This is a genomic window from Scleromatobacter humisilvae (genome assembly GCF_023231945.1).
GTDB lineage: Bacteria > Pseudomonadota > Gammaproteobacteria > Burkholderiales > Burkholderiaceae_C > Scleromatobacter > Scleromatobacter humisilvae.
In genome coordinates, this window is sequence record NZ_JAJLJH010000013.1 from 22,230 (window position 1) to 46,637 (window position 24,408).

The 24,408-nt window shown below is 71.0% G+C and carries 22 protein-coding genes; 13 read left to right on the plus strand and 9 right to left on the minus strand.

The annotated features are described in order from the left end of the window. The first annotated feature begins 90 nt into the window (after nt 1-90). On the plus strand, nt 91-783 hold the full coding sequence (locus tag LPC04_RS26275) for a TetR/AcrR family transcriptional regulator (RefSeq protein WP_275685291.1): 693 nt from the start codon (nt 91-93) through the stop codon (nt 781-783). Between the two features lie 128 nt (nt 784-911). Continuing rightward, nucleotides 912-1,358, plus strand: a complete 447-nt coding sequence (locus LPC04_RS26280; RefSeq protein ID WP_275685292.1) for a hypothetical protein — start codon at nt 912-914, stop codon at nt 1,356-1,358. Here the strand turns inward: LPC04_RS26280 and LPC04_RS26285 are convergent. From LPC04_RS26285 to LPC04_RS26305, 5 genes are all read right to left on the minus strand, one after another. Continuing rightward, the gene (locus LPC04_RS26285) at nt 1,355-2,392 is read right to left on the minus strand and encodes a hypothetical protein (RefSeq protein ID WP_275685293.1); all 1,038 of its coding nucleotides are present in this window, start codon (nt 2,390-2,392) and stop codon (nt 1,355-1,357) included. The genes LPC04_RS26280 and LPC04_RS26285 overlap by 4 nt on opposite strands. Nucleotides 2,393-2,463: 71 nt before the next feature. Next, nucleotides 2,464-3,279 carry a helix-turn-helix transcriptional regulator gene (locus LPC04_RS26290; protein WP_275685294.1) on the minus strand — a complete coding sequence of 272 codons (816 nt, stop codon included), beginning with the start codon at nt 3,277-3,279 and terminating at the stop codon, nt 2,464-2,466. 111 nt (nt 3,280-3,390) lie between these two features. Beyond that, a complete protein-coding gene (locus tag LPC04_RS26295) occupies nt 3,391-3,684 on the minus strand; it encodes a hypothetical protein (RefSeq protein WP_275685295.1) in 294 nt (97 codons plus the stop codon). Between the two features lie 65 nt (nt 3,685-3,749). Next, a complete protein-coding gene (locus tag LPC04_RS26300) occupies nt 3,750-4,760 on the minus strand; it encodes a response regulator transcription factor (protein WP_275685296.1) in 1,011 nt (336 codons plus the stop codon). Beyond that, nucleotides 4,753-8,238: a hybrid sensor histidine kinase/response regulator gene (locus tag LPC04_RS26305; protein ID WP_275685297.1), complete on the minus strand. Its 3,486-nt coding sequence runs from the start codon at nt 8,236-8,238 to the stop codon at nt 4,753-4,755. Before LPC04_RS26305 ends, LPC04_RS26300 begins: the two co-directional genes overlap by 8 nt. Before the next feature lie 68 nt (nt 8,239-8,306). On the opposite strand from LPC04_RS26305, the gene ureA reads away from it, so the two are divergent. The 9 genes from ureA (at nt 8,307) to gshA (ending at nt 17,964) form a co-directional block, all read left to right on the plus strand. Further along, entirely contained in the window at nt 8,307-8,609 is a 303-nt protein-coding gene (ureA, locus tag LPC04_RS26310) for an urease subunit gamma (protein ID WP_275685298.1), read from the plus strand. Nucleotides 8,610-8,655: 46 nt separating this feature from the next. Beyond that, complete coding sequence (locus LPC04_RS26315) at nt 8,656-8,961, plus strand: urease subunit beta (RefSeq protein ID WP_275685299.1); 306 nt, start codon at nt 8,656-8,658, stop codon at nt 8,959-8,961. Then, nucleotides 8,961-10,688 (plus strand): urease subunit alpha, encoded by a 1,728-nt coding sequence (gene ureC, locus LPC04_RS26320; RefSeq protein ID WP_275685300.1) that lies wholly within the window; start codon nt 8,961-8,963, stop codon nt 10,686-10,688. Before LPC04_RS26315 ends, ureC begins: the two co-directional genes overlap by 1 nt. 841 nt (nt 10,689-11,529) lie before the next feature. Further along, nucleotides 11,530-11,808: a DUF427 domain-containing protein gene (locus tag LPC04_RS26325; RefSeq protein ID WP_275685301.1), complete on the plus strand. Its 279-nt coding sequence runs from the start codon at nt 11,530-11,532 to the stop codon at nt 11,806-11,808. Nucleotides 11,809-11,864: 56 nt separating this feature from the next. Continuing rightward, nucleotides 11,865-14,000: a M13 family metallopeptidase gene (locus LPC04_RS26330; protein WP_275685302.1), complete on the plus strand. Its 2,136-nt coding sequence runs from the start codon at nt 11,865-11,867 to the stop codon at nt 13,998-14,000. An 89-nt stretch (nt 14,001-14,089) separates the two neighbouring features. Beyond that, entirely contained in the window at nt 14,090-14,839 is a 750-nt protein-coding gene (ureE, locus tag LPC04_RS26335; protein WP_275685303.1) for an urease accessory protein UreE, read from the plus strand. Further along, a complete protein-coding gene (locus LPC04_RS26340) occupies nt 14,839-15,522 on the plus strand; it encodes an urease accessory protein UreF (RefSeq protein WP_275685304.1) in 684 nt (227 codons plus the stop codon). Before ureE ends, LPC04_RS26340 begins: the two co-directional genes overlap by 1 nt. A gap of 16 nt (nt 15,523-15,538) precedes the next feature. Then, nucleotides 15,539-16,216, plus strand: a complete 678-nt coding sequence (gene ureG / locus LPC04_RS26345; RefSeq protein WP_275685305.1) for an urease accessory protein UreG — start codon at nt 15,539-15,541, stop codon at nt 16,214-16,216. Nucleotides 16,217-16,422: 206 nt separating this feature from the next. Further along, nucleotides 16,423-17,964, plus strand: coding sequence for a glutamate--cysteine ligase (gshA, locus tag LPC04_RS26350; RefSeq protein WP_275685306.1), 1,542 nt, complete (start codon nt 16,423-16,425; stop codon nt 17,962-17,964). Between the two features lie 4 nt (nt 17,965-17,968). On the opposite strand, the gene LPC04_RS26355 is transcribed toward gshA, so the two are convergent. From LPC04_RS26355 to LPC04_RS26365, 3 genes are read right to left on the minus strand one after another with little or no spacing between them, the layout of a single operon-like run. Then, complete coding sequence (locus tag LPC04_RS26355) at nt 17,969-19,447, minus strand: hypothetical protein (protein ID WP_275685307.1); 1,479 nt, start codon at nt 19,445-19,447, stop codon at nt 17,969-17,971. A gap of 11 nt (nt 19,448-19,458) precedes the next feature. Then, nucleotides 19,459-20,340 carry an ABC transporter ATP-binding protein gene (locus LPC04_RS26360; protein ID WP_275685308.1) on the minus strand — a complete coding sequence of 294 codons (882 nt, stop codon included), beginning with the start codon at nt 20,338-20,340 and terminating at the stop codon, nt 19,459-19,461. A 1-nt stretch (nt 20,341) separates the two neighbouring features. After that, nucleotides 20,342-20,740 carry a GntR family transcriptional regulator gene (locus tag LPC04_RS26365; protein ID WP_275685309.1) on the minus strand — a complete coding sequence of 133 codons (399 nt, stop codon included), beginning with the start codon at nt 20,738-20,740 and terminating at the stop codon, nt 20,342-20,344. A gap of 55 nt (nt 20,741-20,795) precedes the next feature. On the opposite strand from LPC04_RS26365, the gene LPC04_RS26370 reads away from it, so the two are divergent. Continuing rightward, the gene (locus tag LPC04_RS26370) at nt 20,796-20,924 is read left to right on the plus strand and encodes a hypothetical protein (protein WP_275685310.1); all 129 of its coding nucleotides are present in this window, start codon (nt 20,796-20,798) and stop codon (nt 20,922-20,924) included. 127 nt (nt 20,925-21,051) lie between these two features. Here LPC04_RS26370 and LPC04_RS26375 read toward each other — a convergent pair whose 3' ends face one another. Next, entirely contained in the window at nt 21,052-21,306 is a 255-nt protein-coding gene (locus tag LPC04_RS26375; protein ID WP_275685311.1) for a hypothetical protein, read from the minus strand. Between the two features lie 161 nt (nt 21,307-21,467). Here LPC04_RS26375 and LPC04_RS26380 point away from each other — a divergent pair, with 161 nt between their 5' ends. Beyond that, the gene (locus LPC04_RS26380) at nt 21,468-24,404 is read left to right on the plus strand and encodes a serine/threonine-protein kinase (RefSeq protein WP_275685312.1); all 2,937 of its coding nucleotides are present in this window, start codon (nt 21,468-21,470) and stop codon (nt 24,402-24,404) included. The last annotated feature ends 4 nt before the right edge of the window (nt 24,405-24,408 follow it).

Consider the following 24,408-nt stretch of genomic DNA (forward strand, 5'->3'; position numbering starts at 1 on the left):
GCGCGCAAGAAAGATGGCCCACATGTCAACCGGACAGCGCCGACCCGAGGGAACGGCGGTGCAGCCCGGGGAAAGCCACCAAGAAAAACCATGCAACGCAAGAGCGCGATCCTGATCGCGGCCAATCATCATTTCGCCCATCACGGTTTCCGGGGAGCCAGTCTGCGCGACATCGCGCGCGACGCCCAGGTGTCGCTGACGCTGCTGAACCATCACTTCGGCAGCAAGTACCAGCTGTTGTCCGCCGTCATCGATTCGCATCGGAAGATGCTGGACGACCGGGCCTCGTCGCTGCTGGCGCTGGTGACCGCCGGCCCGGGCACGTTCACGGTGCGAGACCTGGTGCAGGTCTGGATCCGGATCGGCTTCGCGACGGCCGCCGAGGCCGACGGCGAGACCTTCCTGCGGCTGATGGCCCGCGTGATCGACGATCCGACCGAGGAGGCCGCGCAGGTCGTGCGCGAGAAGCTCGACGACGCCGCGCTGGTCTTCATCGACGCCCTGCAGCTGTGCTATCCGAAGGCGTCGCGCCATGCCGCCGCCTCGGCCTACATCTACGTCAGCGCCTCGCTGCTGAAATTCCTCATCGGCTCCAAGCGCCTGTTCCGCCTGGCGCAGGCCGCCTCGCCGGCCGAATCGACGGCCGACGACCAGGATCGGCTGACGCGCTTCCTGGTGGCCGGCATCGAGGCGGCGCTGCGGCCGCGCGCCGAGGTCGAGACGCGCCCGAGCCTGGCCGCGGCCAACGGCGCCGCGGGCGAGCCGGACGCCGCGCGCCAATAGCACAAGGCCGGGGCCGGTGCCGGCGCCGGCCGCAATCCACGCGCATCGCAGTGGATTGGGCAACCGGGCGGGCGGCGTTCGCGCGAACGGCTACGCTCGGGCTTCCGATGCTGGAAGCCAGACGCCCCATGACCCGTTCCGTCGACGAACTCCTCTCCGAGCTGCAGGACTTCGCGCCCACCCCGGACGGCGCGGACAACGTGCACCGCCTCAACGAACTGCTCGCCGGCTTCGCCGCCCTGCCCGGCTGCGAACGCGTCGCGCCCGCGCTGCTGGCGCTGCTGGAACGGCATCCGCAGGCGGACTTCGGCGCACCCGGCCCGCTGGTGCAGGCGCTCGAGAGCCAGTCCGGCTACGCGGCGCTGCTGGCCGCCTCGCTGGAACGCCAGCCCACCGAACTGACGGCCTGGATGGCCAATCGGCTGCTCAATTCGAAGCAGTCGCGCGAGGACCGCGCCGCGTGGCTGGCGCGGCTGACCGCCGTCACCTCGCATCCCCGGGCCGCCGCCAGCGTGCGCGACTCGGCGATCCGCTTCCTCGACTTCCAGGCGAGCCGCCAGGGCAGCCCCGCCTAGTCGGGAAGCGCCGTCGTCGCGGTCGCCGCGCCGCGCGCCTGCAGCAGTGCCGTGTGCGCCGCCAGTTCGGCCGCCGCGGCGGCGCGCACGTCGTCGGGCTTCCACGTCTTCCAGTCGTCGGTGCCGAGGCGGTCGCCGATGCGCTTCATCACCCACCAGTCGGCGAACGGATGCGGCAACGCGCGGTCGCGCTTCGCGCCCGCCGAGAACATCGCCAGCAGATCGGCTTGCGCGTCGTGCGCAAGCGCCAGCTCCGTCAGCTTCGCGCGGTACTCGAGGTCGGGCTCGGCCAGCTTGGGAAAGCGCGGATAGTCGGCGAAGTGCTGCGACTCGTGGCCCAGCAGGCTGACGCGGTAGCGATCGCTGGACAAGTCCCAGCCGGGCACCACCACCATCAGGCCCTGCGGCGTGGCCCAGCCGCCGGTGTGGGCCAGGTCGCACGTGGCCCAGGCGCCCCAGCCCAGGCTCGCGAAGCCATCCAGCTTCGAGACGGAGACCGCCACCGTGCCGCCGGGCAGCGCGACATCCTCGCGCCGCGTCGCCTGGTCCTTCCACAACATGTATTCGTGCAGCGGCGCGGTGAGGCCGCCCAACGCATGCCAGCCGCGCTGCTCGGCGAAGGCGACCGACGCCTCGGTGCGAGCGTCGAGCCCGGCGGGCGCGTCGGGCAGCAGGCGGCCGAGGTCGTCGGACAGCGCCGCGTCGGCCTCGGCCGGCGTGCGGGTGTGCATCAGCACGGACGTCCAGTAGCGGCGATAGGCGCGCAACACCGCGGCGAGGTCGGGCGGCAAGCGCGGATCGATCGCCGCGGAGGCCGGGTCAGCCGCGCCGAAGCGCGCGAGGATGCACTCGCGCGCCGGACGCGCCTTGGCCGACAGCGATGCCTCGGGCAGGGCCTTCAGGCGCGCCAGCGTCTGCGGCAAGTCGGCCTGGAAGACCGGGCCGAGCGCGGAGGAGAAGTCGTCCGCTCGAACGGCGGCGGCGAGGAGGGCCAGCGCAGTGGCGGCCAGCAGGCGGATGGGAGAGCGTGTCATGTGGGCAGCTTAGGACGGGACGGCGCGGCGCATCTTGCACGCCAGTCGCGCGCTTGAACGGGAATCGCGCGTCAGCACAGCCGCCGCCGCAGCCCCGGCGTGACGCCGAACTGCCGGCGATAGGCGCGCGTGAAGTGCGCCTGGTCGCAGAAGCCGGCCTCCAGCGCGATGTCGACCAGCGGCAGCTCGCCGTGGCGCAGCTGCGCATCGGCGATCTCGAGCCGCCGGCGCCGCACGTAGCCGCCGATCGTCTCGCCGTGGTGTTGGCGGAACGCGCGCATCAGGTGGTGCGGATGCAGGCCGGCGACGCGGGCCAGCGCGTTTAGCGCGGGCGGTGCGGCGAGGTCGGACTCCAGGCAGTCGACGACGCGATCGAGCACGGCCGCGCGCCGCACGGCCGCATCGGGCGGCGTCGCGCGCGCGGCGGCGCACAGCAGGTCGAGCGCGGCGGCGTGCACCTGCAGCGGCGCGAGGTCGTCGTCCGCGGCGAGCGCGTCGGACAGCCGGCGCAAGGGTGCCGCAGTCGGCGGCAGCGCGACGTGGCGGTCGGCATGCAGGAAGGGCACGAGCGCGCGCAGCGGACCGTCGCGCAGCATCGCCTCGTCCAGCTCAATGTTGACGCAGCGCGCGCCGGCGTCGCCGACGCGGTTGGCGTGCGCGTGGCCCGCGGCGTGCGTCAGCACCGACCCGGCGACGCAGTGCAGCGCCGCGCCCTCGCCCTGCTCGGTGTAGCGGCCATCGAGCACGACGCACGCGTAGGCCGCGGCGTGCGCGTGGCGCGGCACGCCGGACGACGGCGCCAGGCGCGTGTCGCGCACGACGGTGCCGCAGGCGTCGACGCGGCGCAGGCATTGGCCGAAGGATTCGCTGGCGGCGAGCAGCTGCATGACGGGGTCTCCGGAAGTTGCAGCGACTGTCGCACGGGCGCGCGCGTCACGCACGCGCGGCGCGACCGGTTGCGGCACGCCGTCCTCGAAGCGCCGCCGGCGCGGACGAGCCTACGCCGCGTCCTTCAGCACGTCGATCGCCTCCTTCATCTTCATGAAGCGCGCGACCGCGGCCTGCTTGCGCGTTTCCGGCGGCAGCGTGGCGATGATCTCGGCCAGCGCGTCGCTGATCTGCCCCAGCTGGCGGCCGTAGCTGAACTTCGAGACGATCAGCCCCTCGGTGCGCGGTGCACGCGAGTTGTTGCTGTTCACGTTGATCGTCCAGCCCGGCAGGATGGGCTGCGAGAAGACGGGCGCGGCGCTCCAGGCCGTGAGCGCGTCCAGGTACGGATTGACCATGTCCATTCGATTCTCCCTGTGCGTGGCTCGCGGTGACGGGTGCAGGCGCGCGCGAGCCGGGACGCGCGCCCTCATTTTCTGCGCATCAGCTCCGGCAGCGTCCCCAGCACGCGCGCGGCGGCCGCGGTGCGCGTCTCGACGCCCAGCTTCTCGAACACGTGCTCCAGGTGCTTGGTGATCGTCTTCGGACGCGTGCCGAGGATGTCGCCGATGTCGCGGTTGGTCTTGCCGTGCGCCACCCAATAAAGCACCTCGGCCTCGCGCGCCGTCAGGCGGAACTGCAGCGACAGCGCCTCGATGGCCGCGCCGTTGCTGCTCTCGGTCAGCACCAGCAGCCACTCGTCCTCAGCGCTCGCCGGATGCAGGCTGCAGTGCAGGCGCTGCGTGCCCGTCACGCACGTCCAGGTGTCGCCCTCGGGCGCGTCCGTGCGCGTGACGCGCGCGCGAACCCAGTCGCACAGGCTCGCGGGCGCGTGCAGCGGCGCGGCGATGGCGCTGCCCGTTCCGGCGATCGGTGCACCGGCCGCGCCCGCCCCGAAGTGCCGCTTCATCAGGTCGCGCGCCAGCGGCGTCTGCCACAGCACGCGGCCGTCGGCCGGACGCAGCGCGATCGACGCATGGCCGAACGCGTCGAGCGCGTTGCGGGCCTGGCGGGCGTGGCGCGCGCTCTGCAGGTGCGCGGCGATGCGCGCGACGACCTCGCGCGGACGCACCGGCTTGGAGACGTAGTCGACGCCGCCGGCCGCGAACGCGGCGAGCACGTGCTCGGTGTCGGTCAGCGCCGTCATGAAGACGATGGGGATCGGCGCCGTCGCCTCGTCGGCCTTGAGCCGGCGCGCCACCTCGAAGCCGTCCATGCCGGGCATCAGGGCGTCCAGCAGCACGATGTCGGGCAGCGCCTGCGCGGCGCGCGCGATCGCGCTCGCGCCGTCGGTGGCGACGAGCACCGTGTAGCCGGACTCGTCGAGCGCGTCGTGCAGCACGGCGAGGTTGTCGGGGATGTCGTCGACGATCAGCACGACGCCCGCGGCCTCGCCCCGCGCGGTCGCGCCGTCGGTCGACGCCTGCATCCATTCAGCCATGCGGCGCCTCCCGCAGCTGCAGCGCCTGGGCGATGTCCGCGGCCATCGCGTCGAGCTGGAAGCGGCTCGCCAGGCCGCGCAGGCGCCGGGTGAAGTCGGCGCAGGCGGGCTCGTTGGCGTCGATGTGGTCGAGCCAGCGGTGGATGCCGCGCGGATAGCCGACGCGCACCTGCTCGGCCAGCGCCTGCAGCGACGTGCGCTCGGGCAGCGCCGCGGCCGCGGGCGCGGTCTCGACGGCCGGCGCCGCCATCGCGGCCGCGGGCTCGTCGCGCCATTGCAGGCGCAGCGCGTGGCCCAGCCAGTCCAGCAGCTCCTCGCCGCGCACCGGCTTCAGCACGTAGTCGCGGGCGACGATGCCGAGGTCGTTGTCCAGCCGCCGGTCGAACGCGTTGGCCGACACGATGGCCACCGGCGCGTCGCTCAGGCCCTGGTCGCGCAGGCGGCGGATCGTCTCCCAGCCGTCGATGCCGGGCATCGCCAGATCCATCAGGATCGCGTCGGGCCGCGCGCCGTCGCCCAGCAGCTGCAGGGCCGCCTCGCCCGACGGCGCCTGCCGCACGCCGAAGCCGATGGGCTCGAGCAGCTGGCGCAGCAGCTCGCGGTCGACCTCCTCGTTGTCGACCACCAGCACGCTCCGCCGCGCGCCGGCGTAGCCGCTGCGCCGCCTGGCTTCGGTCACGGCGACCGGCGCGCCGGCGCGCTGTTCGGCGAGGAACAGCACGATGCGGAACCGCGTGCCGGCGCCTGGCGTGCTGTGCACGCTCATCTCGCCGCCCATCAGGTCGGTCAGCATCTTGGCGATCGTCAGGCCCAGCCCGGTGCCGTCGCCCGCGCCCACGCGCGCGGCGCCGCGCGCGAATGGTTCGAAGATTCGTTCGAGATCCTTGTCGGCGATACCCGGCCCCGTGTCCTCGATGTCGAAGTAGGCCATCTCGCGCTCGTGGCGGATGCGCAGCGTGACGGTGCCGCGGTCGGTGAACTTGACGGCGTTGCCGATCACGTTGATCAGGATCTGGCGCAGGCGGCGCTCGTCGGCGCGAACCCAGTGCGGCAGCGCGGGGTCGAAGTCGCGCACGAAGCGCAGGCCCTTGGCGCCGGCCTGCAGCTCGAACAGGTCGGCGAGCTGGTCGACGGCCTCGCGGAAATGCACGGTCGCCGTCGCGAGCGACACCTTGCCGCTCTCGATGCGCGCGAGGTCCAGCGTGCCCTCGATCAGCGACAGCAGGTGCTCGCCGCCGCGCCGGATCACGCTGACGGCCTGGCGCCGGTGCGCCGGCAGCGCGGGGTCGTCGTCGAGCAGCTGTGCGTAGCCGATCACGCTGTTGAGCGGCGTGCGCAGCTCGTGGCTCAGCGTCGAGATGTAGCGGCTCTTGGCCTGGTTGGCGGCGTCGGCCGCGGCCTTGGCGCGCTGCAGCTCGGCGTCGGTCTGGCGATGCGACTCGATCTCCTGCGTCAGCCGCACCGTCTGCTCGCCGAGCGCCTGCGTCTGCCGGTTGCTCTCCTCCTGCGCGACGCGGCGGCTCTGGCGCGTCAGCACCGCCCACCAGCCGACGACGCCGCTGGCCAGCAGCAGCATCGCGAAGACGCCGATCACGGACTGCCGCAGCGCCGCCGACGCCTCCGGCGCCGCGTTGCCCAGCACGCGCAGTTCCTGCTGATAGAGCAGCGCGCAGACGCCCGCCAGCAGTAGCGACACCGGCAGCATCAGCGCCAGCCACCCGCCGAGGCCGCCGTCCATCGCCGGCCACAGGCGTCGCGGCAGCAACGCGTGCACCGTGTCGCGCGCCTGCGTCGCGAGGCGGGCGTCGGGCTTGCACAGGTCCCCGCAGCGCGCGTCCAGCGAGCAACACAGCGAGCAGATCGGGCCCTGGTAGGCCGGGCAGTGCGACATGTCCGGGCCTTCGTACTCGCGTTCGCAGATCGAGCAGCGCAGTGCGCGATACCGTTGCGTCGCACCGGCCTCGAAGAACTTGACGGGTGCCTCGTCGACGCGGCGGGCGACGTAGTAGCGCCCTTTGGTCGCCCAGGCGATCAACGGCGACGCGATGAACGCGGTCACGAGTGCGATCAGCGCCGAGAACGCCTGCGCCAGCGGCCCGAACGCGCCCAGGTGCGCCGCGATGCTCAGCACCGACGCCGCGCCCATCGCGCCCACGCCCACCGGGTTGACGTCGTACAGATACGCGCGCCGGAACTCGATGCCGCGCGGCGACAGCCCGAGCGGCTTGTTGACGACGAGGTCGGCGACGACCGCCATCAGCCACGAGATCGCCAGGTTCGCGTAGAGCCCGAGCACCTTGCCGAGCACGGTGAAGACGTCCAGCTCCATCAGCATCAGCGCGATGGCCGTGTTGAACGCGACCCAGACGACGCGGCCCGGGTGGCTGTGCGTCAGGCGCGCGAAGAAGTTCGACCAGGCCAGCGAACCGGCGTAGGCGTTGGTGACGTTGATCTTGAGCTGCGACAGCACGACGAAGGCCGCCGTCGCCGCCACCGCCATGCCGGGGCGGCTGAAGACGGTGTCCCAGGCCGCGAGATACATCTGGTTCGGGTCGACGGCGCGGTCCAGCGGCACCGATTGCCCGATCGCGATCCACGCCAGCAGCGCGCCGCCCAGCATCTTGAGCACGCCCGGCAGCACCCAGCCCGGGCCGCCGATCGCCACGCCCCACCACCAGCGCCGCCGGTTCTGCGCGGTGCGCGCGGGCATGAAGCGCAGGTAGTCGGCCTGCTCGCCCATCTGCGTCATCAGGGCGATGCCCACCGTCATCGCGCTGCCGAACTTCAGCACGTCGAAGCGGCCGCCGCGGCCGTCCTCGCCCGCGTACGCCCACAGGCCCGCGAGCGCGTGCGGGTGCGCGCGAAACACGAAGACGTAGGGCAGCACCAGCATCGCGATCCACAGCGGCTGCGTCCAGACCTGCAGCCGGCCGATGGCCGTCACGCCGTGCGTCACCAGCGGCAGCACGACGACCGCGCAGACCAGGTAGCCCCAGGCCGGCGGGATGTCGAAGGCGAGATCGAGCGCGTAGGCCATCACCGCGGCCTCCAGCGCGAAGAAGATGAACGTGAAGCTCGCGTAGATCAGCGAGGTGATCGTCGAGCCGAGGTAGCCGAAGCCGGCGCCGCGCGTGAGCAGGTCCATGTCAAGCCCGTGGCGCGCCGCGTAGACCGCGATCGGCCAGCCGGCCAGCGCGATGATCAGCCCCGTCGCCAGGATCGCCCAGAAAGCGTTGACGAAGCCGTCCTGCACGAGCAGCGTCGCGCCGACCGCCTCCAGCACCAGGAACGACGCCGCGCCGAACGCGGTGTTGGCCACGCGCAGCTCCGACCACTTGCGGAACGACTGCGGGGTGTAGCGCAGCGCGTAGTCCTCCAGCGATTCCTGCGCCACCCAGCTGTTGTAGTCGCGCCGCACCTTCACGACGCGCTGCGGCGCGGGTGGCGTGGTGGCGGAAGCGAGGGCGGCGTCGGTCATCGTCCGGTGACGCACTCAAGACTCGTGCCCATTGCGCGTGGCATCAAACCTGCAATACGCTCTGCAAGATGAACCTGACTCCGCGCGAAAAGGACAAGCTCCTGCTGTTCACGGCCTCGCTGCTCGCCGAGCGGCGCAGGGCCCGGGGCCTGAAGCTGAACTATCCCGAGGCGGTGGCGCTCATCAGCGCGACCATCATGGAAGGCGCGCGCGACGGCCGCAGCGTCGCCGAGCTGATGAGCGAGGGCCGCCATATCCTGACGAAGGCCGACGTGATGGACGGCATCGCCGAGATGATCCCCGAGATCCAGGTCGAGGCCACGTTCCCGGACGGCACCAAGTTGGTGACCGTCCATCAGCCAATCACATGATGAGGGCGCCCACGCACCCGCGCGGTGCGCCCCAGCGAGGACCGCGATGATCCCCGGCGAACTGCTCACCGACGATGGCGACATCGACCTCAACCCCGGCCGCCGGCGCCTGACGCTGGTCGTCGAGAACGGCGGCGACCGCCCGATCCAGGTCGGCTCGCACTACCACTTCGCCGAGACCAACGGCGCGCTGCGCTTCGACCGCGAGGCCGCGCGCGGCATGCGGCTGGACATCGCGTCCGGCACCGCCGTCCGCTTCGAGCCGGGCCAGCAGCGCACGGTGGCGCTGGTCGACCTCGCGGGCACGCGCACGGTCTACGGCTTCCGCGGCCTCGTGCAGGGCGATCTCTGATGCCGACGATCGGAAGACGCGCCTACGCCGAGATGTTCGGCCCCACCACCGGCGACCGCGTGCGGCTGGCCGACACCAACCTCGTCATCGAGGTCGAGAAGGACTTCACCCTCGCGGCCGGCGGCTACGGCGAGGAGGTGAAGTTCGGCGGCGGCAAGACCATCCGCGACGGCATGGGCCAGGGCCAGGCCGTCAACGGGCCGGGGCCGGCCGACGCGGTCGACTGCGTCATCACCAACGCGCTGATCGTCGACCACTGGGGCATCGTCAAGGCCGACATCGGCCTGCGCGGCTGCCGCATCGCGGCGATCGGCAAGGCCGGCAACCCGGACGTGCAGCCGGGGGTGGACATCGTCATCGGCCCGGGCACAGAGGTCATCGCGGCCGAGGGCATGATCGTCACGCCGGGCGGCATCGACACCCACATCCACTTCATCTGCCCGCAGCAGATCGAGGAGGCGCTGGCCTCGGGCATCACCACCATGATGGGCGGGGGCACGGGCCCGGCCACCGGCACCTTCGCCACCACCTGCACGCCGGGCCCGGCCAACATCGCGCGCATGCTGCAGGCGGCCGACGCGTTCCCCATGAACCTCGGCTTCCTGGGCAAGGGCAACGCGAGCCGGCCCGAGGCGCTGCGCCAGCAGGTCGAGGCCGGCGCGGTGGGCCTGAAGCTGCACGAGGACTGGGGCACCACGCCGGCGGCCATCGACTGCTGCCTGTCCGTGGCCGAGGAGACGGACATCCAGGTCGCGATCCACTCGGACACGCTCAACGAGAGCGGCTTCGTCGAGGACACCATCGCCGCCTTCAAGGGCCGCACGATCCACAGCTTCCACACCGAGGGCGCCGGCGGCGGCCACGCGCCCGACATCATGAAGGTGGTGGGCGAGGCCAACGTGCTGCCGTCGTCCACCAACCCGACGCGCCCGTTCACCGTCAACACGCTCGACGAGCACCTGGACATGCTGATGGTGTGCCACCACCTGGACGCCGGCATCGCGGAAGACCTCGCCTTCGCCGAGAGCCGCATCCGCCGCGAGACCATCGCCGCCGAGGACATCCTGCACGACCTGGGCGCGATCAGCATGTTCAGCTCCGATTCGCAGGCGATGGGCCGCGTCGGCGAGGTGATCCTGCGCTGCTGGCAGACGGCGCACAAGATGAAGGCCCAGCGCGGGCCGCTGGCCGGCGACACCGAACGCAACGACAACGCGCGCGTCAAGCGCTACGCCGCCAAGCTGGGCATCAACCCCGCGTTGACGCACGGCATCGCGCACGAGGTCGGCTCGATCGAGATCGGCAAGTGGGCCGACCTGGTGCTGTGGCAGCCGGCGTTCTTCGGCGTCAAGCCGGCGCTGATCCTCAAGGGCGGCTTCATCGCGATGGCCGCGATGGGCGACCCGAACGCCTCGATCCCGACGCCGCAGCCGGTGCACTACCGGCCGATGTTCGGCAGCTACGCCGGCGCGTTGACGCAGGGCTCGCTCACGTTCGTGTCCCAGGCCGGCGTCGCCGCGGGCGTGCCCGCGCGCGCGGGGCTGAAGAAGACCATCGCCACCGTCAAGGGCTGCCGCACGGTCGGCAAGCGCGACATGATCCACAACGACTGGCTGCCGAAGATGGAGATCGACGCGCAGACCTACGAGGTGCGCGCCGACGGCCAGTTGCTCACGTGCGAGCCGGCCACCGAACTGCCGATGGCGCAGCGCTACTTCCTGTTCTGAGACGCGCCCCGCCGGGGCGCGCACGCCGAATGCCACGAACCTCGTCGGCCTCGCGCGGCAAGCTGCGGTCGAGTGCATCGCATGCACCACGACCGCGTGCTTGAGCGGGCACTCGCTCACGCGGCGTGCAACTGCGAAAACCTCCACACATCCAGGGACGCTTGCCCATTTCGGGGGCTTCCGCTTCGGCCTCGACGCGCGCACGATGGACTCGTCCATGCAATGCGACGGCGTGCCGGAAAGACGAGAAGCGCCTGTGTAAATGCGTCAACCGATGTACACGGCCGATGGCGTTGCCGCGTTGTATGGACAAGCACCTGCCATGCTGTCTCGACGGCCTCATCGTTTACACCCGGTGGTTCCGCCCTGGCTCGCCGATTGCTAGTGCTTGATGGCTCAGATGACATCCCAGAAGGAGGGCATATGAAAGTCGCTGGCGAACCGGACCCCGCCCCTTGGCAGCCTCTCGGCGAACGCGTCGTGCGTCCGCAACCGACGCAGCCGGAGTGGAAGCCGCTGGGTCACGCACCGTGCATCGAAGTGAACCGTCAAGGCCAACTGCGTACCAACCTGCCTCTTCCGAAGTGATCGGACAGGCGACCCAAGGCGACGCTCGACGCGACGCCTGAGATCACGATCGGCATCGTCCGATCGACCCGCCGGCTCCGCCAAGACGGAGCATCCAACGGCGCGCGACGTTCCTCGGGAACGTCAAGGGGGAGTTTCCTTCCCTATACAACATGCCCGGCGCGGGAAGCCCCGAGGCGAAACCCTTTCCCCGACCTGCGAAACTACGGCCCTTGCGCCGCGCACACCGCTGCGGCATGCGCCGGAGATCCGCATGAAAGCCACCTGGAACGGGGCCGTCCTGGCCGAGAGCGACGACATCGTCACCGTCGAGGGGAACCACTACTTCCCCGAGGCCAGCCTGAACCGCGACTACGTCACGTTCAGCAACCACCGCACGAGCTGCCCCTGGAAGGGCCAGGCCTACTACTACACGCTGTTCGTCAACGGCGAGATGAATCCCGAGGCCGTCTGGTACTACCCGGAGCCGACCGAGGCCGCGGCCAACATCAAGGGCCGCGTGGCGTTCTGGAAGGGCGTGAAGGTCGAGTGACCCGCGCCCCTTCTCGCCGAACCGACGACAACGACATCCCACCCCCACCACCGTCCATGCCCATCATCCACAAGAAATCCTTCGCCGCCCTGGCCGTCGGCCTGCTCGCCGCGTCCGCCTTCGCGCAGGACGCCGCGCCGCCCAAGGCCGGCGCGCCCGCGGCGTCGTCGGCCGCCGCCGCCGTGACCGCCGCCTCGTCGCCCGCCGCCGCCACGCCGCTGGCCAGGCTGCCGTACACGCCAGTGCTCGACGTCAGCTCGATGGACAAGTCCGCCGACCCCTGCGTCGATTTCTACCAATACAGCTGCGGCGGCTGGCAGAAGAACAACCCGATCCCGGCCGACCAGTCGAGCTGGGACGTCTACGCCAAGATGGCGCAGGACAACCGCCGCGTGCTGTGGGGCATCCTCGACAAGTTCGCGACGCAGACCGACGGCCGCACCGTCTCGCAGCAGAAGATCGGCGACGCCTTCGCTGCCTGCACTAACGACGGCCTGACGCAGCAGCTCGGCGCCGCGCCGATGCGGCCGGAGCTGGTGCTGATCGACGGCATGAAGTCCAAGAAGGACCTGCCGGCGGTGCTCGCCGCGCTGCAGCTCAATTCCGGCGACGACGGCCTGTTCTTCAACTTCGGCTCGGCGCAGGACTTCGCCGACTCCTCGCGCGTGATCGCCTTCGCGCAGCAGGGCGGCCTGGGCATGCCCGATCGCGACTACTACCTGAAGACCGACGCCAAGTCCAAGGAGCTGCGCGAGAAGTACGTCGCGCACGTGGCGCGCATGTTCCAGCTGATGGGCGACGGCGAGGCCGACGCGAAGGCGCATGCGGACACGGTGATGTCCATGGAGACGGCGCTGGCCAAGGGCTCGATGACGCTGGTCGACCAGCGCGACCCGCGCCACCTGTTCCATCCGGCCAACGAGCGCAAGCTGCAGTCGCTGACGCCCGTGTTCGACTGGAAGTCCTACCTCGCCGGGATGGGCGTGGCGGGCAACGACCGCTTCAACGTCAGCCAGCCGAAGTTCTTCCAGACGCTGGACTTCCAGCTGCGCATGCGCTCGCTGGACGACATCAAGACCTACCTGCGCTGGCACGTGGCGCACGTGTCGGCGCCGTTCCTGTCCAAGCCCTTCGTCGACGAGAACTTCGACTACTACCGCAAGACGCTGCGCGGCGTGACGCAGGTCGCCCCGCTGTGGCAGCGCTGCGTGGTGCTGATCGACAACCAGATCGGCGAGGCGCTGGGCCAGGAGTTCGTCAAGGAGAACTTCAGCCCCGAGCTCAAGGCCAAGACGCTGCACATGACGCAGCAGATCCAGGCCGCGATGGAGGGCGAGATCAGGAACCTCGACTGGATGGGCCCGCAGACCAAGCAGAAGGCGCTCGAGAAGCTGCACGGCATGGTCAACAAGATCGGCTACCCCGACAAGTGGCGCGACTACGCGGCCCTCGACATCAAGCGCGACGACCTGCTGGGCAACGTGCAGCGCGGCGACGCCTTCGAGGCACGCCGGCAGCTCGCCAAGATCGGCAAGCCGGTCGACCACAGCGAGTGGGGCATGACGCCGCCGACCGTCAACGCGTACTACGACGGCCAGATGAACGACATCAACTTCCCGGCCGGCGTGCTGCAGCCGCCGCTGTTCGACGCCAAGCTCGACGACGCGCCCAACTACGGCAACACCGGCGGCACCATCGGCCACGAGCTGACGCACGGCTTCGACGACGAGGGCCGCCAGTTCGACGCCAAGGGCAACCTGAAGAACTGGTGGACGCCCAAGGACGCCGCCGAATTCGAGAAGCGCACCACCTGCCTGACCGACCAGTACGGCAAGTACATCGTCGTCGACGACGTGCACATCAACTCCAAGCTGACGCTGGGCGAGGATCTCGCCGACTTCGGCGGGCTGGTGCTGGCCATCATCGCGTACAAGGCCGAGGTGGCCGCGCACCCGGCGCCGCCGTCCGTCGACGGCTTCTCGCCCGACCAGCGCTTCTTCATCGGCATGGCGCAATGGGCCTGCGCCAACACGCGTCCGGAGCAGCTGCGCCTGCAGGCCGCGACCAACCCGCACTCGCCCAACGTGTACCGCGTCAACGGCCTGGTCGCGAACTTCAAGGAGTTCGAGACGGCGTTCTCGTGCAAGCCGGGACAGCCGATGGCCCCTGTGAATCGCTGCCGCGTGTGGTGATGTAAGGTAGTGGCTGCGGCTCGCCGCGGCCTCGAAGAGACGGGCCGCCATCGCGCGGCCCGCTTCAATTTTCGCGCAAGGATTTCGAGATGACTGACAAGCAAGCGCCCCTCCAGGTCGGCAAGCGCATCGCCGGCGGCCAGGGCCTCAGCCAGGTGCTGCTGCGCCGCGCCAGCGAGGTGGAGCTGGACTGGGACGTGCGCCAGAAGAGCCGCATCGAGGCGACCGATTCGCTGGGCCGCGCGCTCAACGTGTTCCTGCCGCGCGGCACCGTGCTGCGCGGCGGCGACGTGCTGGTGGCCGAGGACGGCTCGCTGGTGCGCGTGAAGGCCGCGCCACAGCCGGTGCTGGTCGTCACGCACTGCGCCGACCACGGCACGCCGTTCGACCTGCTGCGCGCCGCCTACCACCTCGGCAACCGCCACGTGCCGCTGGAGCTGCAGCCGGATCGCCTGCTGCTGGAGCCCGACCACGTGCTGGCCGACATGCTGCGCGGGCAGCACCTGATCGTGACGGAGGCGTCCAGCGCGTTCGAGCCCGAGGGCGGCGCGTACGGCGCGGGCGCGGGTCACGCGCATGCGGGCCACGCGCACGGGCATGACCACGCTCACAAGCACGATCATGCGCACGACCACGGGCATGACCATGGCAAGCACGATCATGGCCACTCGCACGACAAGCCCAAGGCCGCCGGCAAGGCGATCGGCATCCCGGTCGTCGGCCAGGCGAAGCCGCACGTGCACGGGCCGGACTGCGATCACGACCACGACCACGATCACGGGCATGGCCACTCGCATGGCCACGGCCACGATCACGGCCAAAAGAAGCACGGCCACTGATGTCCGACGCCGTGCTGCTGCAGCTGATGTGGCTCGCCTCGCCGGCGCTGCCCGTCGGCGGCTTCAGCTACTCCGAGGCGCTGGAAGCCGCGGTCGACGACGGCCGCGTCACCGGCGAGGCCAGCGCGGCCGACTGGCTCGCGAACCAGATGGCGCTGGCCCCCGCGCGCGCCGACCTGCCGGTGCTCGCGCAGGCGCACGCCGCGTGGCGGCGGCACGACCTCGCGCGCGTCACCCAGCTGAACGACTTCATCGGTAGAACGCGCGAGACGCGCGAGCTGCGCCTGCAAAGCGAGCAGATGGGCCGCTCGCTGGTCGAGTGGCTGCGCAACCAGGCGGGCGGCGACGACGCGCGCCTGGCCCATCTCGCCGCGCTGGCGCCCTCGCCCACCTGGCCGATCGCCTTCGCGCTCGCCACGGCGCGCGCGGACGCGTCCGCGGCACAGGCCTTGCATGCCTCGCTGTTCGGCTGGGCCGAGAACATGGTGCAGGCGGCGCTGAAGGCCGTGCCGCTGGGCCAGCTCGCGGGCCAGCGCATCCTGCAGGCGCTGGTCGAGCGCATGCCCGCGCTGGTCGAGCAGGCCCTGGCCATGGGCGACGACGACATGCAGTCGTTCTCGCCGATGCTGGGCATCGCCAGCGCCCGCCACGAGACCCAGTATTCGCGCCTGTTCCGCTCCTGATCCCGACGAGACCGCCATGACCGCCTTCGCTTCGCAGACTTCGCACCCCACCCCGCTGCATCACATCGCCAACCGCTCGAAGCGCCTGCCGCCGCTGCGCGTGGGCGTCGGCGGGCCGGTGGGGTCGGGCAAGACGACGCTGGTGGAGATGCTGTGCAAGGCGATGCGCGACAAGTGGGATCTCGTCGTCGTCACCAACGACATCTACACCAAGGAAGACCAGCGCCTGCTGACCGTGGCCGGCGCGCTCGCGCCCGAGCGCATCATGGGCGTGGAGACCGGCGGCTGCCCGCACACGGCGATCCGCGAGGACGCCTCGGTCAACCTCGAGGCCATCGACCGCATGCTAGAGAAGTTCCCGGAGGCCGACATCGTCTTCATCGAGTCCGGCGGCGACAACCTCGCCGCCACCTTCAGCCCCGAGCTGAGCGACCTGACGATCTACGTGATCGACGTCGCCGCCGGCGAGAAGATCCCGCGCAAGGGCGGCCCGGGCATCACCAAGAGCGATCTCTTCGTGATCAACAAGACCGACCTCGCGCCGCACGTGGGCGCGAACCTGGACGTCATGGAAGCCGACACGCGCCGCATGCGGCCGAACCGGCCGCACGTGATGACCAACCTGAAGACGAAGGCCGGGCTGGACGAGGTGATCTCGTTCATCGAGCGGCGCGGATTGCTGGTCGCCGGCTGACGGCATCCCGCTTGCCACGGGCCGGTGGCTGCGATGGCGCGGCGGCGCTGCCGCGTCTGACAGGGTTTGCACCAAGATGCCTTGTGCGGCGCCGATCTGTCGCCATCTGAGTAGCACATCCGCGAAAAAGGCGTCTTCGGCCCACTCAAGCAAGTGTCACCGTTTTCCAGTACCTTTCGCGCCTGACAAGCACCAGGAGGCACCGCATGCGCGGTCTACAAGAACGCCTGAAGGCACTGAGCTCGGCTCGCCTGCAAGGCATCGGGCGAGGCGTCGAGAAGGAAAGCCTGCGCGTGACGCAGGACGGCACGCTCGCGACCACCCCGCACCCGCGCGCGCTGGGCGCCGCGTTGACGCACCCGCACATCACCACCGACTTCAGCGAAGCGCAGCTGGAGCTGATCACCGGCGTGCATCGCAGCGCCGAGGCCGCCGAGACCGAGCTGACGCAGGTGCACCAGGCGGTCTATCGCGCGCTCGGCGACGAGATGATGTGGGTGGGCAGCATGCCGTGCACGCTGCCGCCGGACGACCAGATCCCGCTGGGCCAGTACGGCACGTCCAACGTCGGCCAGTCCAAGACCGTCTATCGCATGGGCCTGGGCCATCGCTACGGGCGTCGCATGCAGACGATCTCGGGCATCCACTACAACTGGTCGCTGCCGGACGTGACGACCGCCGAGTACTTCGGCCTGATCCGCAATTTCCGCCGCCGCTCGTTCCTGCTGCTGTACCTGTTCGGCGCCTCGCCGGCGGTGGCGCGCGGCTTCGCCGACCACGCGAAGGATCTCGTTCCGATGGGCCCGGACACCTTGTACATGCCGCACGCGACCTCGCTGCGCATGGGCAACCTCGGCTACCAGAGCGACGCGCAGACCTCGCTGTCCGTCAGCTACAACAGCCTCGACAGCTACGCGGCCTCGTTGTCCGACGCCCTCGTGCGGCCCTACCCGGCCTACGAGAAGCTGGGGATCCGCGCGGCCGACGGCACGTACAACCAGCTCAACGACAGCCTGCTGCAGATCGAGAACGAGTTCTACGGCACGATCCGCCCGAAGCGCGTGATCTTCCCGGGCGAGCGGCCGCTGCACGCGCTGCGCGAGCGCGGCGTCGAGTACATCGAGGTGCGCTGCATGGACCTCGATCCGTTCGTGCCGGCCGGCATCGCGCCAGCCACGATGCGCATGATCGACATCTTCCTGCTGCATTGCCTGCTCGACGAGAGCCCGCTGGACTCGCCCAACGAGATCGCCGAGCTGGGGCGCAACCAGCAGCGCGTCGCCGCGCGCGGGCGCGAGCCGGGCCTGAAGCTGGAGCGCGGCGGCGTCGAGGTGCTGATGACCGACTGGCTGCGCGAGATCCTCACCGAGTGCGGCCCGATCGCCTCGCTGCTCGATGCCCACGAGGGCACCGACGCCCACGCACAGGCGCTGGCCGCGGCGCGCGCCGCGGTGCTCGCGCCCGACACGCTGCCGTCGGCGCGCGTGCTGGCCGAGATGCGCGAGAAGCACGGCGGCTCGCACGACGCCTTCGTGCGCGCGCATTCGCGGCGCACGCGCGAGCACATGCTGGCGCTGGACCTGCCCGCCAACGTCGCGGCCCACATGGCCGAACTCGCGACCGAGTCGCTCGCCGAACAGGCCCGCATCGAGGCCGCCGACACGATGCCGTTCGAGGTCTATCGCCAGCAGTACCTGGCACCCGAGCGCCTGCGCCTGCCGCGCGGCGCGCCGGTGCCGGCGGCCTGACGGCTCAGCGCGCCAGGCGGCCGATCGGCATGGCCGTCGGCTCGCTGCCCATGCGCCACCAGCGCCAGGCGCAGTACGCGATCGCCAGGCCCATGAAGACGAGGCCCATCGGCAGGTAGGCGACCCCGGCCCACAGGTGCAGCAGCAGCGCCACGCCGCCCAGCAGGAACGGCGTGAGCGAGGGCAGGAATTCCTGCCCGGATGCGCCGCGCACGCGGGCCCAGCTGCGCCACTGGAACACCACCTGCGGCAACAGCGCGACGACGATGGCCGCCGTCATGTCGCCACCGCCCGACCGCTTGACCAGCCCTTGCTGCAGCACCTCGGCCAGGACGTCCAGCGCGCCGGCCAGCAGGAAGCCCCACATCGCCGAGAAGACGAACAGCGCCGTCATCTGCCACGCCAGCCAGCGATTGAGGCCGGCGCCGCGCGGCACGCCGGGCAGCAGCACCAGCAGGGCCTGCTCGCGCTGGGTGCGATACAGCTGCGCCGCGGCCTGCAGCGCCGGGGTGGAGGCGCCGGTCAGCAGGCTGAAGGACAGCCACGGCAGCACGCCGCGCAGGTCGCGGCCGAGGAATGCGGCGAGCCCGACGACCACCGCGCAGATCCCTCCGCCGACGGCGACGAACACCAGGCCGTGGCGGATGCGCATCGTCCAGTGGACGGCCGGGCCGAGGCCCAGCAGCAGGCGGCTGCTCACCGGGCTGTCGCGACGCGCGAGCTGCCGCTCGAGCCACGCCGCGTAGGGACGCGCGGCGCCGACCTGCCTGCGGGCGCAACCGGCTTGCGGCGAATCCGCGAAAAGGCGTCCGAGGGCGTGTCCCGCGTCGTACGGTGCGCGCGTCCCGCCGCCGCCGTCGCTGAGGATCGCGGCGAGCGCGGCGGCGCCCGCGGTCGCGACGATGGCCGTGAGCAGCCAGCCGGATTGCCGCCATTGCGCCTGCACGCTTTCCGCGAAGCTCGACGGGCCCTGCCATGCCATCGCCGGCAGCACGACGAACGCGAACAGGAAGCCGGCGATCCACAACACCGGCCAGCGCAGCGCGGCCGCCAGCAGCGCCAGGCCGCCGGCCGCGCCGCAGGCCCAAGCGAGCGGCTGCTCCAGCGCGAAGCCCGGCCCGGCGGTGATGGCCAGCACCGCCAGCGCCCACGCGAGCAGCAAGGCCGCGCGCAACCGCGCCACATGGCCCGGCACGAGCCGCGCCATCGCCGGCCGGTTCTGCTGCAGCAGGTTGCCGATCAGCATCATCCATCCGGCGACCAGCAAGGCCGCGGCCGCGATGACGCCACTGACCGCCGCGCCGTGCCGGATCGCCGGCGCCTGCGCGGCATCGGCCACCAGGCTCCATGCGAGGAAGCTCGCCGAGGGCGACGCGCACAGGGCGACCACGACGATCGCGCCCCACGCGCTGCCGGCATTGATCCGCTGCTGGAACGGCGAGGCGAGGATGCGCGCGATCGCCGACGACTCGGAGTGGTTCATGCGTGTCTCCCTCAGGCCGTGAGCGCGAGGAACAGGTCCTCGAGCGTCGCGGGATCCACGCTGACCGTGGGCGTGGCCGGCGGGATCGCCTCGGCGTCGCGTCCGCGCGCGATCACGGGGCCGGCCGCCTCGCGCGAGAGCGCCTGCAGGCGATGCTCGCGCACGAAGCGCTCGATGTCGGCCGGCACGCCGCCCAGGCGAACGCTCGATTCGAGCAGCTCGTCCAGCGGCGCGTGCAGCGCGATCCGGCCGCCGGACAGGAACGCGACGTCCACCGCCACGCGTTCGAGGTCGGACAGGATGTGGGTCGAGAACACGATGGTGGTGCGGCGGTCGATGACCTGGTCGACGAGCTCGCCCAGGAAATCGCGCCGGGCTGCGGGGTCGAGGCTCGCGACGGGTTCGTCCAGCACCAGCAACTCCGGCTCGTGCGCCAGCGCGCGGATGATGGACAGGCGCTGCTGCTCGCCGCCCGAGAGCTTGCGGATCGGCTTGTCGCGCGCGATGCCCCAGCGCGACATCAGGCCGTCGACCTTGGCCGTGTTCCAGCGCGGATAGAAGCTGCGGAAATAGGCCAGAAGCTGGTCGGCCGTGAGCCACTCGAACAGGTCGGAGCGCTGCGGCACGTAGCCGATGCGCGCCCGCACGTCGTCGGGCAGCGCCTGCGACGGCTGGCCGAACAGCCGCGCCGTGCCGCCCTCCGGCGCGCGCAGCCCGAGCAGCGTCTCGATCAGCGTCGTCTTGCCGGCACCATTGCGACCCAGCAGGCCGACGACGCGGCCCGCGGGCAGCGACCAGTCGAGGCCGTCGAGCACGCGCTGGGTGCCGAACGACACCTTCAGGCCTTGCAGCGCGAGGCACGGGGACGCGCCGTCGTTGTTCTGGAAGCTCATGTCATTCACCTTCCTGTTCGTTCAGGATCGTCTTGAAGAGGGACAGCGCCTGCGCGATCGGCAACTGCAGCTGGCGGGCTTCCTGCGCCGCGCGTTCGAGCGTCGGGCGCAGCAGGTCGATGCGGTCGGCGGCGGGCTGCGCGCGCCGGTGCTGTTCGGCGATCACCATGGCCAGGCCGCGCCGCCGCGTCACCAGGCCCTCCGCCTCGAGCAGCCCGAAGGCCTTGGAGACGGTCATCGGGTTGACGGCCAGCGACTGCGCCAGGTCGCGCACCGACGGCAGCTCGTCGCCGGCCCGGAGCTGCCCGCCGGCGACGCAGCGGCGCACCTGCGCCACCAGTTGCCGGTAGATCGGCTCGGCCGAGCCGGCGACGACGGAAAACAGGGAGAGATCGGTCACGACGGAGCAGCTCCTGTCTTTGTGTATCACTACTGTAATACACCATGACACCGCGATGCAAGTGCAATTTCGTCCGGCTACGCTCTCGCTGCGCGTGTTCGGCCACAAGGTCGCGGCGCGCGCGCCGTACGAGCGCCTGGGCTACGCGGCGACCAGCCTCACGATGTCCAAGCCGCTGCGCTGACCTGGGGGGCCGGGCTTGTGCGGCCCGACGGCAGCGCCGCAGAATGCACGCGGGCCGGCATCGCGGGAACCCGAGGCATGGACGACTTCGACGAGCTTGTTGACCGTCGCGCCGACGGCGGGCGTGCTCAGCCTCGGTCGCACGGCTCCCAGTGGCAGCCCATGATGATCGCGACGACCAGGCGCACGCGGTCGCCCGGGCCAGTGCGCGGCGCCCCGGGGGGCCAGAGGTGCAGGCAGGGCGCGAGGTCGGCGCAGGTCGCCGGACGGGTCGCCGCGTCGGCGGGCTCGTCGGCGCGGCCCAGGGCGCCGGCGACGACGCCCGCGGCGACGAGACCCAGGGCAATGGTCACTCGCCAGTTCGGATGCTGCGATGCGGTCATGCGCGTCTCCTCGTGTTGGCGAGGGCGGCCCGGCGCGGCGGTGGCGAACTGCGCCCTCGCCTGTCCGGACGCGGGCCGGCGGCAAGACCGGACATGCATCGCGATGTCCGCTTCGGCGCCGGCAATCCGTCCGGGTCGCTGAAGACTCCTCGAGACACGCCATGCCGCTGGACGCCACCGACCTCGCCACCCTGAGCCGCCTGCTGGACGAGGCGCTCGACCTCGCGCCCGAGCGGCGCGCCCCGTGGCTGGCCGCGCTGCCGCCCGACCTGCAGCGGCTGCGCCCGCAGCTGCAGGCGATGCTGGACCGGCACGCGGCGCCGACGCATGCCGGCTTCCTGTCCAACGGCCCGCGGCTGGACGGCGAGGCGCCCGATCCGTCCGGCCCGCGCGCGGGCGAGCGCGTCGGGCCCTACGTGCTGATCCGCGAGCTGGGCCACGGCGGCATGGGCACCGTGTGGCTCGCGGCGCGCGCCGACGGCACGCTCAAGCGCCAGGTCGCCCTCAAGCTGCCGCGCCTTGCCTGGGGCCCGGGCCTCGCGCGGCGGATGGCCCGCGAGCGCGACATCGTCGCCCGCCTGGCGCATCCGAACATCGCCCGCCTCTACGACGCCGGCCTGGACGACCAGGGCCGTCCCTACCTCGCGCTCGAATTCATCGACGGCCAGCCCATCGACGCCTGGTGCGGAGCGCGCGCGCTGCCGCTGCGCCAGCGGCTCGCGCTGGCCGTGCAGGTGGCCATGGCGGTCGGCCACGCGCACGGCAGCCTGGTCGTGCATCGCGACCTGAAGGCGTCCAACATCCTCGTCACGCAGGTCGGCGAGGTGCACCTGCTGGACTTCGGCATCGCCAAGCTGCTCGAGGCGACCGACGGGCCCGACGGCGACGTCACGCAGACCCAGGCGCGGCTGCTCACGCCGCGCTACGCATCGCCGGAGCAGGCCGACGGCCGTCCGGTCACCGTGGCCTCGGACGTCTATTCGCTGGGCGTGGTGCTGCACCAGCTGCTGACCGGCAGCCTGCCGTCGCCGGCGTCGCCCAGCGAAGATCCGGCGCCCGCGAGCCGCGGCGTCGTCGACCGCGGCGCCGCGCGCGCGCTGCGCGGCGACCTCGACGCGATCGTCGGCAAGGCGCTGCGACACGACCCGGCGCGGCGCTACGCGACGATGGAGGCGTTCGCCAACGATCTCGAGAACCACCTGGCCGGACGGCCGGTGCAGGCGCGGCCGGACGGCGCGCTCTACGTCGCGGGGCGCTTCGCGCGCAGGCACTGGTTCGGGCTGGCGGCGGCGGCGGCGATCTGCGTGGCGATCGTGGCGGGCGGGGCGACGGCGATCGTGCAGGCGCGGCATGCGGCGCGTGAGGCGGAGCGGGCCAAGGCGGCGACGGAGTTCGTGGCGGAGCTGTTCCGGCTCAACGCCGGCAGTTCCGGCGCTCCCGTGCCGACTGAGTTCATCGACCGTGGCGCATCGCTGACTCAAGCCCGCTTCGCCGGACAACCCGAGATGCAAGCAGCCTTGCTAGGCGCGGTCGGCGAGGCATACGACGACATGGGTGCCAATTCGCTGGCTGCCGAATACGCGACACGCCGACTTCAGCTGCTGCAGCAGCTACCCGACACGCGCAAACAGCAGGTGCAGAGCCTGTTGTTGGCCAGCAATGCCTACGTGCAGGACGAGGATGACGAAGCGGCGGCGAAAACGGCGCGCCGCGCCCTCGAGGTCGCGGGATCGGAGTCCGATCTCCGACTCGACTCGCTGGCGGCATTGGCGCGAGCGCAATTCGAGAACGGCAACATCGTCGAGGCACGCCAGAGCCTGCGGAGTGCGCAGACCCTGCTTCAAGCCGCGCCGCGGCTGCAGGATTCCGCAGCCGCAGCGCGCGTGCTCTGCGTTGAGGCGATGCTGCTGACACTCGACGAACACATCAGGGAATCGAAGCCTCAGACCGCAAGAGCCGTGTCGGCGGCGTTGCGTACCGAGGGCGCAGGGTCGCGGTCGGCCGAAGATCTGTTGTTCGGCAGAGCCCTGGCATTCCTGCGCCTGGGAATGCTCGATGACGCCCGTGCCAACTTCGAGCAGGCCATGTCGATCTCGCGCCAACGCAGCAGCAGCTTGGCGCGCTTGCGCGAGGCCGTGCGATCAGCCTCCTTCTGGTCCATCGCCCACGAGAAGACCGCCCTCCCGTTCCAGGAGACGCTGGTGAAAGTGCAGGCAAGCCATGACCTGCTCGAAGCGCAAGGAAGCGCCATCCCGCCGACATTGCGCGCCAAGGTCGACTACGCGCTGGGCTGCATGTACATGGACTGGACGAACGTGCGCCTGGCCGCTGAATTGCTGGACCCCAGCATCGCCGTCCTTCAGCGATCCACGCTCAGCATTCGCTCGAGGATCTCGACTCTTGGCGTGCGCCAGTACATGGCCCATCTTCGCGGTCGGGATTCGGAAGCGCTGGATCTGCTCTGGGAACTCCTGCATCTGACGCAGCAACTCCATGGATCAAACAGCACGAACGTTGCCCTGTCACATGACTACATTGCGAACGAGCTCACGTGGCAAGGGCAGTTCGATCGCGCGGAACAAGTACTCGATGCAGCGCCGCACCCAGCCAGCTCGGCATCGAGCAGCCGCGCGGCGGTCTACATTGCCAACACGCGCGCCAACATCGCATTGGCGCGCGGCGACCCGCAACGGGCCAGGACACTCCTGCCCCCCGAGGAAGGCGAAAGCGGAGGCCAGCGCGAGTGGTTGCTGGAGACGCGCAGCAGGGTGCTGTGCCAGACTGGAGCGTCCACTCGCGGCCTGTCGATGCTGCGCGACTCGATACGCCGCGGGCTCGACGGAGGCACATACGTCCACGATCCCGACATCGCCATGATGCGCAGCCGCGCGGGCCTCTGCGCCTTGGCAGGGGGGCAGCGAGCACTGGCGGTCGAGTGCGCGCGCGAGGCTCGTCGTGCCTTCGATGAACAGCCGCTCATCGGCCCAAGATATCGGGAGCCTCTGATCAAGCTGGAACAGTCGCTTCACCTGACCTCGAGCAAGACGGCCGCCGCGAAGGCGTCGACTTCGAAGCTCGCGACCGACGACAGCTGCTGACATC

Bases quoted from the DNA above. Each gene is read 5' to 3' on its own strand.
- ureE (WP_275685303.1), top strand. From the start codon at position 14,090: ATGACTGACAAGCAAGCGCCCCTCCAGGTCGGCAAGCGCATCGCCGGC.
- LPC04_RS26295 (WP_275685295.1), bottom strand. From the start codon at position 3,684: ATGGACATGGTCAATCCGTACCTGGACGCGCTCACGGCCTGGAGCGCC.
- LPC04_RS26305 (WP_275685297.1), bottom strand. From the start codon at position 8,238: ATGACCGACGCCGCCCTCGCTTCCGCCACCACGCCACCCGCGCCGCAG.
- LPC04_RS26315 (WP_275685299.1), top strand. From the start codon at position 8,656: ATGATCCCCGGCGAACTGCTCACCGACGATGGCGACATCGACCTCAAC.
- LPC04_RS26380 (WP_275685312.1), top strand. From the start codon at position 21,468: ATGCCGCTGGACGCCACCGACCTCGCCACCCTGAGCCGCCTGCTGGAC.
- LPC04_RS26375 (WP_275685311.1), bottom strand. From the start codon at position 21,306: ATGACCGCATCGCAGCATCCGAACTGGCGAGTGACCATTGCCCTGGGT.
- LPC04_RS26275 (WP_275685291.1), top strand. From the start codon at position 91: ATGCAACGCAAGAGCGCGATCCTGATCGCGGCCAATCATCATTTCGCC.
- LPC04_RS26340 (WP_275685304.1), top strand. From the start codon at position 14,839: ATGTCCGACGCCGTGCTGCTGCAGCTGATGTGGCTCGCCTCGCCGGCG.
- LPC04_RS26355 (WP_275685307.1), bottom strand. From the start codon at position 19,447: ATGAACCACTCCGAGTCGTCGGCGATCGCGCGCATCCTCGCCTCGCCG.
- LPC04_RS26300 (WP_275685296.1), bottom strand. From the start codon at position 4,760: ATGGCTGAATGGATGCAGGCGTCGACCGACGGCGCGACCGCGCGGGGC.
- LPC04_RS26325 (WP_275685301.1), top strand. From the start codon at position 11,530: ATGAAAGCCACCTGGAACGGGGCCGTCCTGGCCGAGAGCGACGACATC.
- LPC04_RS26280 (WP_275685292.1), top strand. From the start codon at position 912: ATGACCCGTTCCGTCGACGAACTCCTCTCCGAGCTGCAGGACTTCGCG.
- LPC04_RS26370 (WP_275685310.1), top strand. From the start codon at position 20,796: ATGCAAGTGCAATTTCGTCCGGCTACGCTCTCGCTGCGCGTGTTCGGC.
- LPC04_RS26285 (WP_275685293.1), bottom strand. From the start codon at position 2,392: ATGACACGCTCTCCCATCCGCCTGCTGGCCGCCACTGCGCTGGCCCTC.
- ureC (WP_275685300.1), top strand. From the start codon at position 8,961: ATGCCGACGATCGGAAGACGCGCCTACGCCGAGATGTTCGGCCCCACC.
- ureA (WP_275685298.1), top strand. From the start codon at position 8,307: ATGAACCTGACTCCGCGCGAAAAGGACAAGCTCCTGCTGTTCACGGCC.
- LPC04_RS26360 (WP_275685308.1), bottom strand. From the start codon at position 20,340: ATGAGCTTCCAGAACAACGACGGCGCGTCCCCGTGCCTCGCGCTGCAA.
- gshA (WP_275685306.1), top strand. From the start codon at position 16,423: ATGCGCGGTCTACAAGAACGCCTGAAGGCACTGAGCTCGGCTCGCCTG.
- LPC04_RS26330 (WP_275685302.1), top strand. From the start codon at position 11,865: ATGCCCATCATCCACAAGAAATCCTTCGCCGCCCTGGCCGTCGGCCTG.
- ureG (WP_275685305.1), top strand. From the start codon at position 15,539: ATGACCGCCTTCGCTTCGCAGACTTCGCACCCCACCCCGCTGCATCAC.
- LPC04_RS26290 (WP_275685294.1), bottom strand. From the start codon at position 3,279: ATGCAGCTGCTCGCCGCCAGCGAATCCTTCGGCCAATGCCTGCGCCGC.